Source organism: Pedobacter polaris, from assembly GCF_005116505.1.
Taxonomy (GTDB): Bacteria; Bacteroidota; Bacteroidia; order Sphingobacteriales; family Sphingobacteriaceae; genus Pedobacter; species Pedobacter polaris.
Genome location: NZ_SWBR01000003.1, coordinates 392,175 through 406,731, shown reverse-complemented (window position 1 = coordinate 406,731; position 14,557 = coordinate 392,175). Strand labels below are relative to the sequence as shown.

Here is a 14,557-nt window from a genome sequence, read left to right as displayed (position 1 = left end):
TAAGTAGTTTATATTTGTTTATTTAATATAAACTTAATACAAATTTCTAAACTAACAAATTCTATTCTGCAATAAATTTGGTTCACAAAATCTAATTTGATTACGATTGAATTCAATTTTATCTTAAATTGCAGAAATTGTTACTAAGCATATTTAGAAACAATTACCAAATAAACTTACAATTACACTATATGAATAGAGTAAAAGCCCTTACTTGTATCATTATACCAATTCTATTGGCATATGCATTTAACACAAAATTTGGAGATACCCCACCAATCTTAAAATTACTAAATCCCTTCACTGGATTTTGGCAAAACGCTGAAAGTGATATGATTAGTGCCAATAAAAAAATCTCTCTAAAAGGGGCACTAGACAAAATTGACATCCTTTTTGACGATAGAATGATTCCCCATGTATTTGCACAAAATGACCATGATGTTTATTATGCACAGGGTTATGTAACTGCTATGCATCGCCTTTGGCAAATGGATTTCCAAACTAGATTTGCAGCAGGAAGAATAGCTGAAGTTGTTGGTATAAAGGCAATTGAAGTAGACCGTTATCAGCGGAGAATGGGTATGGTTTATGGAGCAGAGAATTCTTTGAAAGGCATGATGGCCGATCCTAAAGCTAAAGAAATGATTTTAGCTTATACCGAAGGCATAAATGCATACATCCATTCACTTTCTAAATCTAACTTACCCTTAGAATATAAAATATTAGATTTTAAACCCGAAGATTGGACACCCATTAAATGCGCTCTATTACTTAAGCAAATGTCTGCCGTTTTAGCTATGGGGTCTGATGAATTCTACATGACCAATATCCTCAAAAAATTTGGGCCAGAAATTACTAAAGACTTATTTCCAGACTATCCTTTTAAAGAGAGTCCTATCATTCCAGTAGGTACAAAGTGGGATTTCACCCCCCTTCCTATTCCACCAACGCCTACTGGTTTTACAGATATGTTGACTGGAGATGTTCGCACCAAACAAAAGGTAGAAGGCATAGGCAGTAACAATTGGGCGGTTTCTGGTGCTAAAACAGAATCTGGTTCTCCAATATTGGCTAATGATCCACACTTAGATTTAACACTTCCTTCTATTTGGTACCAAATTCAGCTTAATGCGCCTGGTCTAAATTCATACGGGGTTTCTTTGCCTGGTGCTCCAGGAATAATTATTGGGTTTAACAAAGATATTGCCTGGGGTGTAACAAATGTTGCTGCAGATGTTTTAGACTTTTATCAAATTAAATTTAAAGACGATAGCCATAAACAATATTGGTACAACAACAATTGGAAAAACACTAGCCAACGTTATGAAAAAATTAAAATTAGAGGTTCAGCAGATGAAATAGATACCGTTTATTATACACACCAAGGCCCTGTAGTTTATTTGCAAAAAACTCAATATAGCAGAGCCAATAATGTTCCGATAGGAAATGCTTTAAGGTGGATTGCTCACGATCAATCTAATGAGTTAATGACTTTCTATTATTTAAATAGAGGAAAAAATTATGCTGATTACAGGAAAGCATTAACGTATTTTACCGCTCCAGCTCAAAACTTCATATTTGCAAGCGCCCAAAACGACATTGCCATTACTCCAAATGGAAAATTTCCTTTAAAGTGGAAGGATCAAGGAAAATTTATTTTAGATGGTTCTGATCCCGGAAATGATTGGCAGGGATGGATCCCCGCATCACAAAATCCTACTGTAAAAAACCCTCCTCGTAACTTTGTGAGTTCGGCAAATCAATCTTCTACAGACCCTACTTATCCTTATTACATCAATTGGGAATTTGCTCCATATGAACGCGGTCAAAGAATTAATGACAGGTTAGCAGCTATGACCAAAATAAATGTTGATAGCATGCGCACTCTGCAAGGCGATTCTTATAGTCTTATCGCAGAAAATTTATTACCCTATATTTTGCCCCTAATTAACGCTGCACAACTAAACGCAACCCAAAAAGAGGCCTTCAATATTACCACAAAGTGGAATAAGTATTTTGATGCTAATGAAGTTGCTGCAAGCATTTTTGACTTATGGACCAAAAGATTAGATAACAATATTTGGGCTGATGATTTTACTATAGCTGATGTGCCGATGCGTTTTCCAGCAAGAGATAGAACGGTCCAACTAATTCAAAAAGACCCAAATTCTAAATGGTTTGATAAAGTAAATACCAGTCAAAAAGAAACCTTGTCTGATTTGGTTAATGAATCATTTAAATTTGCATGTGATAGCCTAGAAAGAAAATACGGACCAATTGGCAAAAACTGGGATTGGGGCAAAGTTAAAGGCACAAATGTTCCACACTTAGCGAAGATACCTGGGTTTGGTTCAAAAAAATTATTAATAGGTGGTGCAAAAAGCACAGTTAATGCTATTAGCGAAGCCAATGGCCCATCATGGAGAATGGTTATTGAACTAGGTAAAAATGTTAAAGGGCATGGTGTTTATCCGGGTGGACAATCAGGTAATCCAGGCAGTCCATTTTATGACAATATGATAGATACTTGGGCCAATGGTAAACTTTATGATTTGTTTTTCATGCAATCTCCTGATGATAAATCAGGTAAAATAATTTCTCATTATAAAATTTCAAAAAAATAATATGGTATTTCTAGTTATCATTATAGCATCTTTTCTTTTACAAATGGTTCTACCTTGGTGGGTAATTATCATTATATGTTTTGCAACTTGTGGCCTTATTGGCAAGACAGGAAAAATCTCTTTTTGGCAACCATTTTTAGCTATTCTTGTTTTGTGGGTTGGCTTTGCATTATTTAAAAGTTTACCAAACCATAATGTATTGGCAACAAGAATTGCAGAAATGTTAAGTGTTAAATTTTGGCCAGTAGTGCTTGCAATAACAGGTTTATTGGGTGGTTTGGTAGCAGGTATTTCTGGCTATTGTGGTTATCATTTCAGAAAAGCGATGATTAGCCTAAAAACTCAGTCCTAAAATTATATTTCTTTGTATTTTTGTTCAGTGAATATTACAACTGAGCAAATTTTTTCCATTAATAATGAAGCTACTTTTAATGAAGTGGCTTTAGCTATATTTACACATCAAGCAAAAAATTGTGCAGTTTACAAAGATTATATTCACTATTTAAAAATTGATTTATCATTAGTAAATAACTATAAGCAAATTCCATTTTTACCTATTGGCTTTTTTAAAAGCCATAAAGTTTTAAGTACCATTAATGAACCTGAGATTATTTTTAGTAGTTCAGGTACAACCGGCCAAATTACAAGTAAGCATTTTGTAAGTGAGGTAAAAGTTTACGAAGAAAGCTTCAACAAAGCATTCCAACAATTTTACGGCAACCCGAAAGACAGCTGCATTTTAGCCTTACTTCCATCCTATTTAGAGCGAGAAGGCTCGTCATTAATTTATATGGTAGATGATTTACTAAAAAAAAGTAAACACCCACAGAGTGGATATTTTTTGCATGATTTAGATCAACTTAATGCTACCTTAATTAAACTTAAAAAAGCGAACCAAAAAACCATTCTTATTGGCGTTACTTACGCTTTATTAGATTTTGTAGAGCAATATCAAATTGATTTTCCTGAACTTATTGTGATGGAAACTGGCGGAATGAAAGGTAAACGTAAAGAAATGGTGCGTGAAGAATTACATGATACTTTATATACTGGTTTTGGCGTAAAAAATATTCACAGTGAATATGGAATGACCGAATTGCTTTCTCAAGGCTATTCTTACGGACAAGGGATATTTAATTGTCCACCATGGATGAAAATCTTGCTTAGAGATACTTCAGATCCTTTAAGTTTGTTAGAAAATAGACAAAGTGGAGGAATTAATGTTATCGACTTGGCTAATATCAATTCCTGCTCTTTTATTGCTACGCAAGATTTAGGAAGAATTTATCCTAATGGTAGTTTTGAAGTTTTAGGCAGATTTGACAATGCAGATATTAGAGGTTGCAATTTGCTAGTTCAATAAAACTAAAAATCCCAAACCTTTCAGCCTGGGATTTCAAATTCTAATATCTATCTATTCTGCTATTAAAAGGAAATAATTTTTCTTTCCTTTTTGTACAATAATAAATTCACCATTTATTAAATCTATGGTTGAATAATTGGCTAACATTTCAGCAACCTTTGCCTTATTTACGCTTAATCCACCACCTTGAATTGTTTTCTTAACCTCGCCTTTTGATGGAAATACTGTAGTTTTTTCTGCCAAAAGTGTAGCAATATCAATTCCGTCTGCAAGTTCTTTTTTTGAGATTTTAAATTGAGGAACTCCTTCAAATATCTCTAAAACACTTTTAGAATCTAAAGTTTCTAAAAAAGCTAAGGCTCCATTACCAAACAAAAATTCAGATGTTTTAATTGCAGTTTCTAAAGCTTCAACCGAATGGGTTTTTACAGTTATATCTTCTGCCAATGCTTTTTGTAAAATTCGCAAATGTGGTGCAGCATCATGTTCTACTTCTAAGGCTTCAATTTCTGCTTGGGTTTTTAACGTAAAGATTCTAATCCATTTTTTAACATCGTCATCAGATGCGTTTAACCAAAACTGATAGTATTTATATGGAGAAGTTTTTTCTGGATCTAACCAAACAGCACCACTTTCAGTTTTACCAAACTTAGTTCCATCAGCTTTTTTAATTAATTGAGTTGTTATCGCGTAAGCGGTTCCTTGGTCTTTTCTTCTAATTAATTCTGTTCCGGTAACGATGTTTCCCCACTGGTCAGAACCACCCATCTGTACCAAACAGTTATTGTTTTTCCATAAATAATAGAAATCGTAACCTTGTATCAATTGATAGCAAAATTCGGTAAAAGATAGACCAGAATCACCTTCCAAACGTCTTTTAACGCTATCCTTGGCCATCATATAGTTTACTGTAATGTGCTTTCCAACATCTCTAATAAAGGTAAATAGGTTCATGTCCTTAAACCAATCTGCATTATTAACCATTACTGCACCGTTTCCAGCATCTTCAAACTTTAAGAATTTGGCAAGCTGTTTTTTCATGCCCTTAAGGTTATGCTCAATCATTTCTGGTGTTTGCAAATTACGTTCGTCTGATTTCCCAGAAGGATCGCCAACCATACCTGTAGCACCACCAACTAAAGCAAAAGGCTTATGTCCAGCTCTTTGAAAATGGATTAATGTCATGATTTGCGTTAAATGCCCAACATGTAAAGAATCTGCTGTTGGGTCAAAACCAATATAACCAGAAGTCATACCTTCATTTAGTTTTTCTTCTGTATTAGGCATAATATCATGCAACATACCTCTCCAACGCAATTCATCTACAAAATTTTTCATCAATTATATATAAGGTGGCAAAGATAAGAGTTTAAGCTGAAAGAACTAAAGACCAAAGCAGAAAGACTATTCCATATTAAACAAGTTAGCGCATTTATAAATCCACAAAACAGTCAAAATTGAATTTAGCTTTGGTCTTTTAGCTTTGGTCTTTTAGCTTTAATCTTTTAGCTTCACATCATGAACTTCCTTTCGCATTATTACTTTGAAAGCAAAAACCAAGACTCCAACATGGTTATTGGAACTGTTTTGCCCGATTTGGTAAAGAATGCGCACAAAGATTGGAACTTATATCCTCAAAAACAGGAGGAACTTTTTACCAAAGAAGCAGCGCTAAATTCATTGTTAAAGGGCTGGAAAAGACACTTGGAAGTCGACTTGATCTTTCATTCATCAGATTTTTTTAATGAACAAATGGCAAAGCTCAAGCAATTGCTATTACCTATTTTAAAAGACAGTCCTGTTAGGCCATCATTTCTTTCACATATTGGGGTTGAGTTAGTTTTAGACCATCTTTTAGTGGTAAATAGGAGGGTAAATATCAATGAATTTTATGATCATTTACAAGCAGTTGATGATAAATCTCTTCATACATTTTTAACCAAATGCGGAAGTACAGACACCGAACAATTCTTTAAGTTCTTAAACAGTTTTAAATCAAGCAGGTATTTGTTGAGCTATCAAAAACTGGAGAACATTAGCTATGCTTTACAACGTATTTGTATGCGTTTGTGGGTACATCCTTTTAAAGAAGAAACTGTTTTTCTATTAACGGAACAGTTGGAGGTTTATATCCATATACTCGAAAAAGATTACATGGATATTTTTAAAGAGATTGAAGCTAAGCTAAAAGATTAATTTAATTAGAAACGTAAAACTCTTTTGTCATTCTAAGCATCGCGAAGAATTCTCTTAGAAAAGAATTAACTCTGAGATTCTTCCAATTTGGAATGAAATGCATTGCAATCCCTCATAATTGCAAAAGCCTGCGTAAGCTAAACCTGATAATAGCGAGCATGAGCCCGATTCTTTATCGGGCGAGTAAAGCGGTTAGCAGGACTAACATTAATCATTGCATCACAATTGCTTTTCAAAAAACAATAAACCTCTTCTCATATCTCATATCCAACTTCTCAATACTATTTTTATATTTGTAACATGTCGATTTTTGGGGTTAAAGAACAAATGGATGCACTAGTTGCAGAGTTAAACCAACATACTTATAATTATTATGTATTGGCAATGCCTACTATTGCCGACTATGAATTTGATAAGAAATTAGAGGAACTTGCCAAATTAGAGCAAGCACATCCAACATTTGCCGACCCCAACTCGCCTACTCAAAAAGTTGGTGGAGACATTACTAAAAACTTTGTAACTGTAAAACATAAGTGGCCAATGTTATCATTGGGCAATACTTACAACGAACAAGACCTAAGAGATTTTGATGAACGTGTAAAAAAAGCCATTGGAGATGATTTTGAATACGTTTGCGAGCTTAAATTTGATGGGCTATCTATTAGTTTAACTTATGAAAACGGAATTTTAGTGAGAGCCGTTACGCGTGGTGATGGTACCCAGGGTGATGACGTAACCAATAACATTAAAACTATACACACCATTCCGCATCAATTAAAAGGAAAAGAAATTCCAGCTATATTTGAAATAAGAGGTGAGGTTTTTATGCACCGTGCTGCTTTTGAAAGGCTAAATAAAGAACGTGAAGAGCTTGGAGAAGTTCCTTATGCAAACCCTAGGAACTTTGCAAGTGGTACAGTTAAAATGCAAGATTCTAAAGAGGTAAAAAAGCGTCCGTTAGATTGTTTTTTATATGCGCTAAATAGTGATAAACAATTGTTTAAAACTCACTGGGAAAGTTTGCAAACAGTGAAAGAATGGGGCTTTAATGTTTCTGAGCATAGCAAACTGAGCAAAAACATGGATGATGTTTTGGCATTCATTGCTTATTGGGAAGAACATCGTTTTAAATTGAGTTACGATATTGATGGCATTGTAATTAAAGTAAACAGTTACGCACAACAACAAGAATTAGGGTTTACAGCGAAATCTCCACGATGGGCAATCTCTTATAAATACAAAGCCGCAGAAGTACAAACAGTTTTAGAAAAAGTAACCTATCAAGTTGGTAGAACTGGAGCTGTTACTCCTGTAGCTAATCTTAAACCTGTTTTATTGGCAGGTACAACTGTTAAACGTGCCACTTTACACAATGCTGATGAAATTATTCGATTGGATTTACATGAAAGTGATACCGTTTTTGTAGAAAAAGGTGGGGAGATTATTCCCAAAATAATTAAAGTTAACCTGGATTTAAGAAAACCAGATTCCCAACCAATTGTCTACCTTACTCATTGTCCCGAATGTGGAACAGCACTGATTAGAAAAGAAGGTGAAGTTGCATTTTATTGCCCTAATGACGAAGGCTGTCCGCCACAAATTGTTGGCAAAATACAGCATTTTATTGGCCGAAAAGCAATGGATATTGATGGTTTAGGTGATGAAACCATAGAAACCTTTTATCAGCGGGGACTAGTTGCTCATATTAGTGATTTGTATATTTTACAAGAGAAAGCTGATGAACTGAAACTGATTGAACGTTTTGGTGAAAGATCAATTGAGAATATGTTAAAGGGCATTGAAGATTCTAAACAAATGCCATTTGAAAAAGTACTGTTTGGCTTAGGAATAAGATATGTTGGCGAAACGGTTGCCAAAAAATTAGCAAGAGGTATAAAAAACATTGACAATTTAGCCAGCGCATCAATTGAAGAATTAACAGCAATTGATGAAATTGGAATTCGTATTGCAGAAAGTATCCGCGAATACTTTACAAAAGAGGATCATTTACAACAAATAGTGCTTTTAAAAGCAGCAGGATTGCAATTTGAAGTTGTAGAAAATGAACTATTATTGCAAAGTGATAAATTAAACGAAAAAACATTCGTAATTTCGGGAGTTTTCGAAAAACATAGCAGAGAAGAGCTAAAAGCAATAATTGAAGAAAATGGCGGAAAGATTTTAAGTGGAATTTCTGCTAAATTAAACTATCTGGTTGCTGGAGACAACATGGGGCCATCTAAATTAGAAAAGGCAACAAAGCTAAACGTTCCCTTAATTAGCGAAGATGAATTGTTAAAAATGCTCGAATAATAACATCAAGATCATTGTCTTGATATAATACTAATTTAAAAATGAATAAATTTCACGGTACTGGTGTGGCTTTAGTTACACCTTTTAACACAGACGGAACGGTAGATTATCAGGGATTAAAAAAACTGATTAATCACTTGGTTGATGGAGGTATAGATTACCTTGTATCCTTAGGTACAACAGGCGAAACTGCCACATTGAGCAAGGACGAGAAGAAGAAGGTGTGGGATTTTACTGCTGAAATTAACAATGGCCGTTTACCATTAGTTGCTGGCATTGGAGGTAATGATACGTATGTAATCGGTGATGCAATTAAGACATTTGAAAACAACAACTATAGTGCTGTACTTTCTGTTAGCCCTTATTATAGCAAGCCAACGCAAGAAGGTATTTATCAACACTATAAATACTTAAGTGAATTGAGTGAAATGCCTATCATGTTATATAATGTTCCTGGCAGAACCGGAAGTAACATGAGTGCAGAGACTACCTGCCGCTTAGCACATGATTTTAAGAATATCATTGCTACTAAGGAAGCTTGTGGAAATTTTGAGCAGTTTAACGCAATTATGCGTGATAAGCCTTCAGACTTTCTTTTAATATCTGGCGATGATCCAATTGCTTTACCAATGATTTCAATTGGTGCAGTTGGTGTAATTTCTGTAATTGGCAATGCTTTACCTAAACAATTATCTGATATGATCAGATTGTGTTTAAAAGGAGACTATGCTACTGCCCTACCTGCACATTTAAGTTTATTAGAAATAACAAGGTTGATGTTTGCAGAAGGAAATCCTGCAGGTGTAAAATCAGTTTTAAAGACTTTAAACATTTGCGATGATGTTGTTCGCCTTCCTTTAGTAAAGGCTTCAGCTGTGCTTACCGCAAGCCTTACGAAACAATTAGATCAACTTGCTGTATTTGCGTAATAGCAAACTTAAAAGCATAAAAAAAAGCGCCTCGGTTAGTGGCGCTTTCTTTGTTTAAACAAGAGGCTAATTAAGCTTTGTTTTTAGTTTCTTGAACCTCTAAACGAATGCTTTGAGCTAAGTTTTTTAAGTCTTGCATACCTTTACGTACACGTGTTCCAGCTGCGCTGTTAGCTTTGTTGTAGAATTTGTCTGCATCAGCTTCTAAAGCTGCAACTAGTGCTTTTACTTCATTAAATTTTTTCATTTTTTAATTACTCCTTTTAGTTTTTTTTAAGGTTTTGATTAATACTCTTATACTAAAGTAAGAGGATTATTTTAATAAAAAAACATTTTCAACAATAATAAAGTGCCTAAACACCTGTTTTTTTCCACATTACAGTAGGTTATGAACAAGTGAACTTAGTTAAAAAATTATTAACATACTGAATTACAAGTAATTACGATAATAATCCAATAAAAATGCCCTCTACAGTATTGTGAGGGCATTTTTTTGTAATTTTATGATGTAGTTGGTATTTTAGCTTCTTTATAGTGGCCGTTTTTCAATTTATCAGACACTTCACTAAAGGCATCTAACGTTTGTTGTACATCCTCCATGCTGTGTACAGCGGTAGGAATTAACCTCAACTCTATCATTCCTTTCGGGATAACCGGATAAACAACAATTGAACAAAAAATACCATAATTCTCACGTAAATCCATAGTTAAGGCAGTTGCTTCTAATAATTCTCCTTTTAAAAATACTGGAGTAACTACTGTATCAGTAACACCTATATCAAACCCACGCGCTGTTAGTCCTTTTTGCAAGGTTGTAGCAACTTTCCAAAGTTTTTCTCTAAGTTCTGGATTGTTTTTTAATAATTCTAAACGTTTCAATAAACCGATAACCATAGGCATTGGCAATGCTTTAGCATAGGTTTGAGAACGTAGGTTATATCTAAAATAATTTGTTAATTCTTTAGTAGAGGCTACAAAACCTCCAATACCTGCCATAGATTTAGCAAATGTTCCAAAATAAACATCTACACCATCTATGCAATTTTGTGCCTCGTGTGTACCAGCTCCCGTTGGGCCCATAGTACCGAAACCATGTGCATCATCAATTAATAAGCGGAAATTAAAGTCCTTTTTAAGATCTATGATCTCTTTTAATTTACCTTGAGCGCCTGACATTCCGAAAACACCCTCAGTAATTACCAATATGCCACCACCTGTTGTTTCTGCTAATTTAGTAGCTCTTTCTAATTGCTTGCGACAATCTTCGATATTATTGTGCTTATAAACAAAACGCTTGCCCATATGTAAGCGCAATCCATCGATTATACAAGCATGCGATTCTCCATCATATACAACAACGTCCTTTCTATCTACCAAAGCATCAATTATCGATACCATTCCTTGGTAGCCATAGTTAAGTACAAAAGCATCTTCTTTACCAACAAATGCTGCTAATTCTTGCTCTAATTGTTCATGGTATTTAGTATTACCAGACATCATACGAGCACCCATTGGATAAGCCATTCCAAAATCTGCTGCTCCCTGCTCATCAGCTTTTCTAACTTCTGGATGGTTAGCTAAGCCTAAATAGTTATTCAAGCTCCAAACTAAAAGTTTTTTGCCTCTAAAATTCATATGTGGCGCAATCTCCCCTTCTAATCTAGGGAAAGAAAAATATCCATGAGACCATTCATAATGTTCCCCAATTGGGCCCATGCGCTTTGCTACTTTCTCGAAAATATCCAATGTTATTATATTTAGTGTAATCTATTCTATTTATCGCAAATTTAAGTTTAAAATCCCTATTTAACAAGGTGTGAAACCAACCACAATCAATAACTTTAAATGTTGACTGAATTCGCTTGCACCCTTACATTGATTAGAACTTTCACTCTTATCTAAATGTAACTCTACAGCTACATTGTAAAAAAAGCCTTAACGATTTTATTGTTAAGGCTTTAAATTATAATTTGTTTGATTTTTTAATCAACATTATCATGTAAAAATGAATTGTTTGGTCTAATTTCAGTAGAACCATCTTCATCATTACTTAATGTAAACCTAGAAACTTGAGATTCTGAAGAATGCTGAACTTGTTGCAATTGCATTTGTTTACGCTTATAAGCTGGTTCGTTTTCTAACTCTTGCAAACCATTAGTTGTACGCAATTTCATACTCAAATCTTTCAATTTCAAAATTCTTTCTTTAGACTTTCTTAATTGATCTTCAATTGAATCATCATTTTTATTATCATCTAACCCAACTATTTCCTCTTCCTTAGCAATAGGCTCAGGAGCAACTTCTTTCTCAAATTCAAATTCAGCAACTGGGGTTTCGAAAACAAATTCAGTTTCTGACAATTTAACTTCAAACTCAAAACCAGCATCCTGCACTTCTGCATTTGGAGTTTCTTCTTCTACCAATTGATGAACTACTGTAATATTATTTTCAGGTTCTTCTACTTTTGAAGTTCTACTTAAGTTAAACAAATCTCCAAACAAGTCTGACTGCTTTTGATCCTCTTGAACTTTTAAAACTGGTTCTGTATTTATTGGTTCAGGTTTAGTTTCAATGAAAGAGTTAACCGGTTCAACTGGCCTCACTAATGGAGCTTCTTCTGGTGTTAATAATGAAATCTTTTTAACGTTTTCTTTATCTTTTGCTCTTTGTTCTGTGGTTTGGAAACCAGTTGCAATGATAGTTACCGATAATTTGTCCTCTAAACTTTCATCAATACAATTACCCCAGATTAAATCTGCAGAAAGACCTGCTTTATCTTGAATATAATCCGTAATGATAGTTACCTCATCCATGGTTACTTCACGCAAACCAGAACTGATGTTTAAAAGAATATATCTAGCTCCTTCTATCTCGTTGTCTTTTAACAATGGAGATGCTAAAGCACCTTCTACTGCTGCTAAAGCCCTGTTTTCACCAGAAGCAGAATAGCTACCCATTATAGATACACCACTGTCTTTCATTACAGTGCGCACATCTTTAAAATCTACGTTGATATATCCAGGAACCGTGATAATTTCTGCAATACCTTTTGCAGCAGTTGTTAAAATATCATCTGCTTGCGCAAAAGCTGATCCTAAAGTTAAGTTTCCAAAAATCTCACGTAACCTGTCGTTCGAAATTACAAGGTAAGAATCTACGTATTTTTTTAATTCGTCTAAACCATCATCAGCTTGCATTTTACGTCTTTTACCTTCAAAGGCAAAAGGAGTGGTAATAATTGCAACTGTTAAAATATCAAGTTCTTTTGCAGCTTGAGCAATAATTGGACTAGCACCTGTACCAGTACCACCACCCATACCTGCCGTAATGAAAAGCATTTTGGTTGTACTGCCCAACATGGCTTTAATATCGTCTATATTCTCTATAGCCGAATTTTTACCCACTTCTGGAATTGAGCCCGCACCCATTCCTTCTGTTAAGCTAGAACCTAATTGTACCTTATTCGGAATTGGGCTAAACTCCAATGCTTGCGCATCAGTATTACAAATAATAAAGTCTACACCTGTAATTCCTTGACGGTACATATGGTTTACCGCATTACCTCCACCGCCACCAACACCAATTACTTTGATGATTGATGACTTATCTTTTAACATTTCGAACTTCATATCGTTATGAATCAGTTGTTTAAAAATTGAAATTTTCTGTTCATCTCTTTTGTAATATTAACACTTTTTTAACAGGCGTTTTCCACAACTGTTAATAATGTGGAAAAATCCCGATTTGTGGATAAATATTACGGTTTGATGTAATCCTCATCACTCACATTCATATCATCCTTGATGAATTCTGTGGTTTTTTTGAGTAGCTTATCAAACAAACCTCCGCCACTGCGTTTTTTCTCTTTTGCTACCGTAGGCTGTTCTACAAAAACTCCAGGTTGTTTCATTTCTTCTAACAACTCTTCGGCTTTTTGAATTCCTTTAATTAAAAGACCAACACTTGTAGCATACATTGGGCTTTTCAAATCATCATAAATTGTTTTAGGCATGTCTTCATATTTAGACAAATGCTCGTTTGGATACCCAACTCGGCAATCTAATCCAGTTACATACTCTACTAATTGGTTTAGATGTTTTAATAACGCTCCACCACCAGTAATTACTACACCACCAATCAATTTTTTTTCATAGCCTGAAGATTTAATTTCATAATAAACATGCTCAACTATCTCTTCCATACGGGCCTGGATTACATAAGCTAAGTTTTTAACTGAAATTTCTTTTGGTTCTCTACCACGTAAACCTGGCACACAAATGATTTCGTTTTCTTTATTTTCTTCAGCTAATGCTGATCCAAAACGAGTTTTTAACAATTCTGCTTGGTTACGCATTACCGAACAACCTTCTCTAATATCTTCTGTTACACTGTTACCCCCAAATGGGATAACTGCTGTATGGCGGATAATTCCCTCATGGAAAATAGCAATATCTGTAGTACCACCACCAATATCTACCAAGCACACGCCTGCTTCTTTTTCTTCGTCGCTCAACACCGACTCAGATGATGCAAGGGGTTCTAAAATTAACTCTTGGGTTTGCAAACCCGCGTTAGTTACACAACGCATAATATTTTTGACAGCAGTAACCTGACCAGAAATAATGTGGAAATTCGCTTCTAAACGAACTCCTGCCATACCAATTGGGTCTTTGATACCTGGCTCATTATCAATAGTAAATTCTTGAGGCAACACATGAATAATCTCTTCACCTGGAGGCATAACAAGTTTAAACATATCATCAACTAATTTATCAATGTCTTTTTTGCTAATCTCGTTCTGTAGTTCTCTACGCGTTAAGATTCCGCGATGTTGTAAACTTTTAATATGCTGACCAGCAATACCTACATTTACTACACGGATTTCTACGTTAGATTGGCTACTTGCCAATTCTACAGCAGCGGCAATACCTTGTACAGTTTTTTGAATATTGGATACCACACCACGAGTTACACCCGCTGATTCTGCTTTACCAATCCCTAAAACTTCAATTTTATCGTGTTGTGTTCTGCGACCCACAATAACACAAATCTTTGTTGTACCAATATCTAATCCTACTACGATTGGAGATTGAATGGTAGATTTTTCTTTGCCCATAACTTTATTATTTTGT

11 protein-coding genes are annotated in these 14,557 nt (G+C 34.7%); 6 read left to right on the top strand and 5 right to left on the bottom strand.

All coding sequences use genetic code 11. The features are described 5' to 3' along the window. Nucleotides 1-191: 191 nt before the first annotated feature. From FA048_RS13790 to FA048_RS13780, 3 genes are read left to right on the top strand one after another with little or no spacing between them, the layout of a single operon-like run. Nucleotides 192-2,624 (top strand): penicillin acylase family protein, encoded by a 2,433-nt coding sequence (locus FA048_RS13790; RefSeq protein ID WP_136842012.1) that lies wholly within the window; start codon nucleotides 192-194, stop codon nucleotides 2,622-2,624. Between the two features lies 1 nt (nucleotide 2,625). Further along, a complete protein-coding gene (locus FA048_RS13785; RefSeq protein ID WP_136842008.1) occupies nucleotides 2,626-2,976 on the top strand; it encodes a hypothetical protein in 351 nt (116 codons plus the stop codon). Nucleotides 2,977-3,003: 27 nt separating this feature from the next. Beyond that, nucleotides 3,004-3,987 (top strand): LuxE/PaaK family acyltransferase, encoded by a 984-nt coding sequence (locus tag FA048_RS13780; protein ID WP_136842005.1) that lies wholly within the window; start codon nucleotides 3,004-3,006, stop codon nucleotides 3,985-3,987. Between the two features lie 51 nt (nucleotides 3,988-4,038). On the opposite strand, the gene tyrS is transcribed toward FA048_RS13780, so the two are convergent. Then, nucleotides 4,039-5,325, bottom strand: a complete 1,287-nt coding sequence (gene tyrS, locus FA048_RS13775) for a tyrosine--tRNA ligase (protein ID WP_136842000.1) — start codon at nucleotides 5,323-5,325, stop codon at nucleotides 4,039-4,041. 180 nt (nucleotides 5,326-5,505) lie between these two features. Between tyrS and FA048_RS13770 the strand changes: the two genes are divergently transcribed. From FA048_RS13770 to dapA, 3 genes are all read left to right on the top strand, one after another. Further along, nucleotides 5,506-6,183: an ACP phosphodiesterase gene (locus tag FA048_RS13770; protein ID WP_136841997.1), complete on the top strand. Its 678-nt coding sequence runs from the start codon at nucleotides 5,506-5,508 to the stop codon at nucleotides 6,181-6,183. Nucleotides 6,184-6,483: 300 nt separating this feature from the next. Further along, nucleotides 6,484-8,496, top strand: coding sequence for an NAD-dependent DNA ligase LigA (gene ligA, locus FA048_RS13765; RefSeq protein ID WP_136841994.1), 2,013 nt, complete (start codon nucleotides 6,484-6,486; stop codon nucleotides 8,494-8,496). Between the two features lie 41 nt (nucleotides 8,497-8,537). Continuing rightward, nucleotides 8,538-9,425, top strand: a complete 888-nt coding sequence (gene dapA / locus FA048_RS13760) for a 4-hydroxy-tetrahydrodipicolinate synthase (RefSeq protein WP_136841991.1) — start codon at nucleotides 8,538-8,540, stop codon at nucleotides 9,423-9,425. Nucleotides 9,426-9,495: 70 nt separating this feature from the next. On the opposite strand, the gene FA048_RS13755 is transcribed toward dapA, so the two are convergent. From FA048_RS13755 to ftsA, 4 genes are all read right to left on the bottom strand, one after another. Beyond that, complete coding sequence (locus tag FA048_RS13755) at nucleotides 9,496-9,672, bottom strand: histone H1 (protein WP_136841989.1); 177 nt, start codon at nucleotides 9,670-9,672, stop codon at nucleotides 9,496-9,498. Nucleotides 9,673-9,926: 254 nt separating this feature from the next. Next, the gene (locus FA048_RS13750) at nucleotides 9,927-11,171 is read right to left on the bottom strand and encodes an aminotransferase class I/II-fold pyridoxal phosphate-dependent enzyme (protein ID WP_136841986.1); all 1,245 of its coding nucleotides are present in this window, start codon (nucleotides 11,169-11,171) and stop codon (nucleotides 9,927-9,929) included. 236 nt (nucleotides 11,172-11,407) lie between these two features. Then, nucleotides 11,408-13,054 carry a cell division protein FtsZ gene (gene ftsZ, locus FA048_RS13745; protein ID WP_136841985.1) on the bottom strand — a complete coding sequence of 549 codons (1,647 nt, stop codon included), beginning with the start codon at nucleotides 13,052-13,054 and terminating at the stop codon, nucleotides 11,408-11,410. 128 nt (nucleotides 13,055-13,182) lie between these two features. After that, a complete protein-coding gene (ftsA, locus tag FA048_RS13740; RefSeq protein WP_136841982.1) occupies nucleotides 13,183-14,541 on the bottom strand; it encodes a cell division protein FtsA in 1,359 nt (452 codons plus the stop codon). Nucleotides 14,542-14,557: the final 16 nt, after the last annotated feature.

Excerpts from the sequence above, each read along its gene's own strand:
- FA048_RS13770 (WP_136841997.1), top strand. The coding sequence starts at position 5,506 with ATGAACTTCCTTTCGCATTATTACTTTGAAAGCAAAAACCAAGACTCC.
- FA048_RS13785 (WP_136842008.1), top strand. The coding sequence starts at position 2,626 with ATGGTATTTCTAGTTATCATTATAGCATCTTTTCTTTTACAAATGGTT.
- ftsZ (WP_136841985.1), bottom strand. The coding sequence starts at position 13,054 with ATGAAGTTCGAAATGTTAAAAGATAAGTCATCAATCATCAAAGTAATT.
- dapA (WP_136841991.1), top strand. The coding sequence starts at position 8,538 with ATGAATAAATTTCACGGTACTGGTGTGGCTTTAGTTACACCTTTTAAC.
- ligA (WP_136841994.1), top strand. The coding sequence starts at position 6,484 with ATGTCGATTTTTGGGGTTAAAGAACAAATGGATGCACTAGTTGCAGAG.
- ftsA (WP_136841982.1), bottom strand. The coding sequence starts at position 14,541 with ATGGGCAAAGAAAAATCTACCATTCAATCTCCAATCGTAGTAGGATTA.
- FA048_RS13755 (WP_136841989.1), bottom strand. The coding sequence starts at position 9,672 with ATGAAAAAATTTAATGAAGTAAAAGCACTAGTTGCAGCTTTAGAAGCT.
- tyrS (WP_136842000.1), bottom strand. The coding sequence starts at position 5,325 with ATGAAAAATTTTGTAGATGAATTGCGTTGGAGAGGTATGTTGCATGAT.
- FA048_RS13790 (WP_136842012.1), top strand. The coding sequence starts at position 192 with ATGAATAGAGTAAAAGCCCTTACTTGTATCATTATACCAATTCTATTG.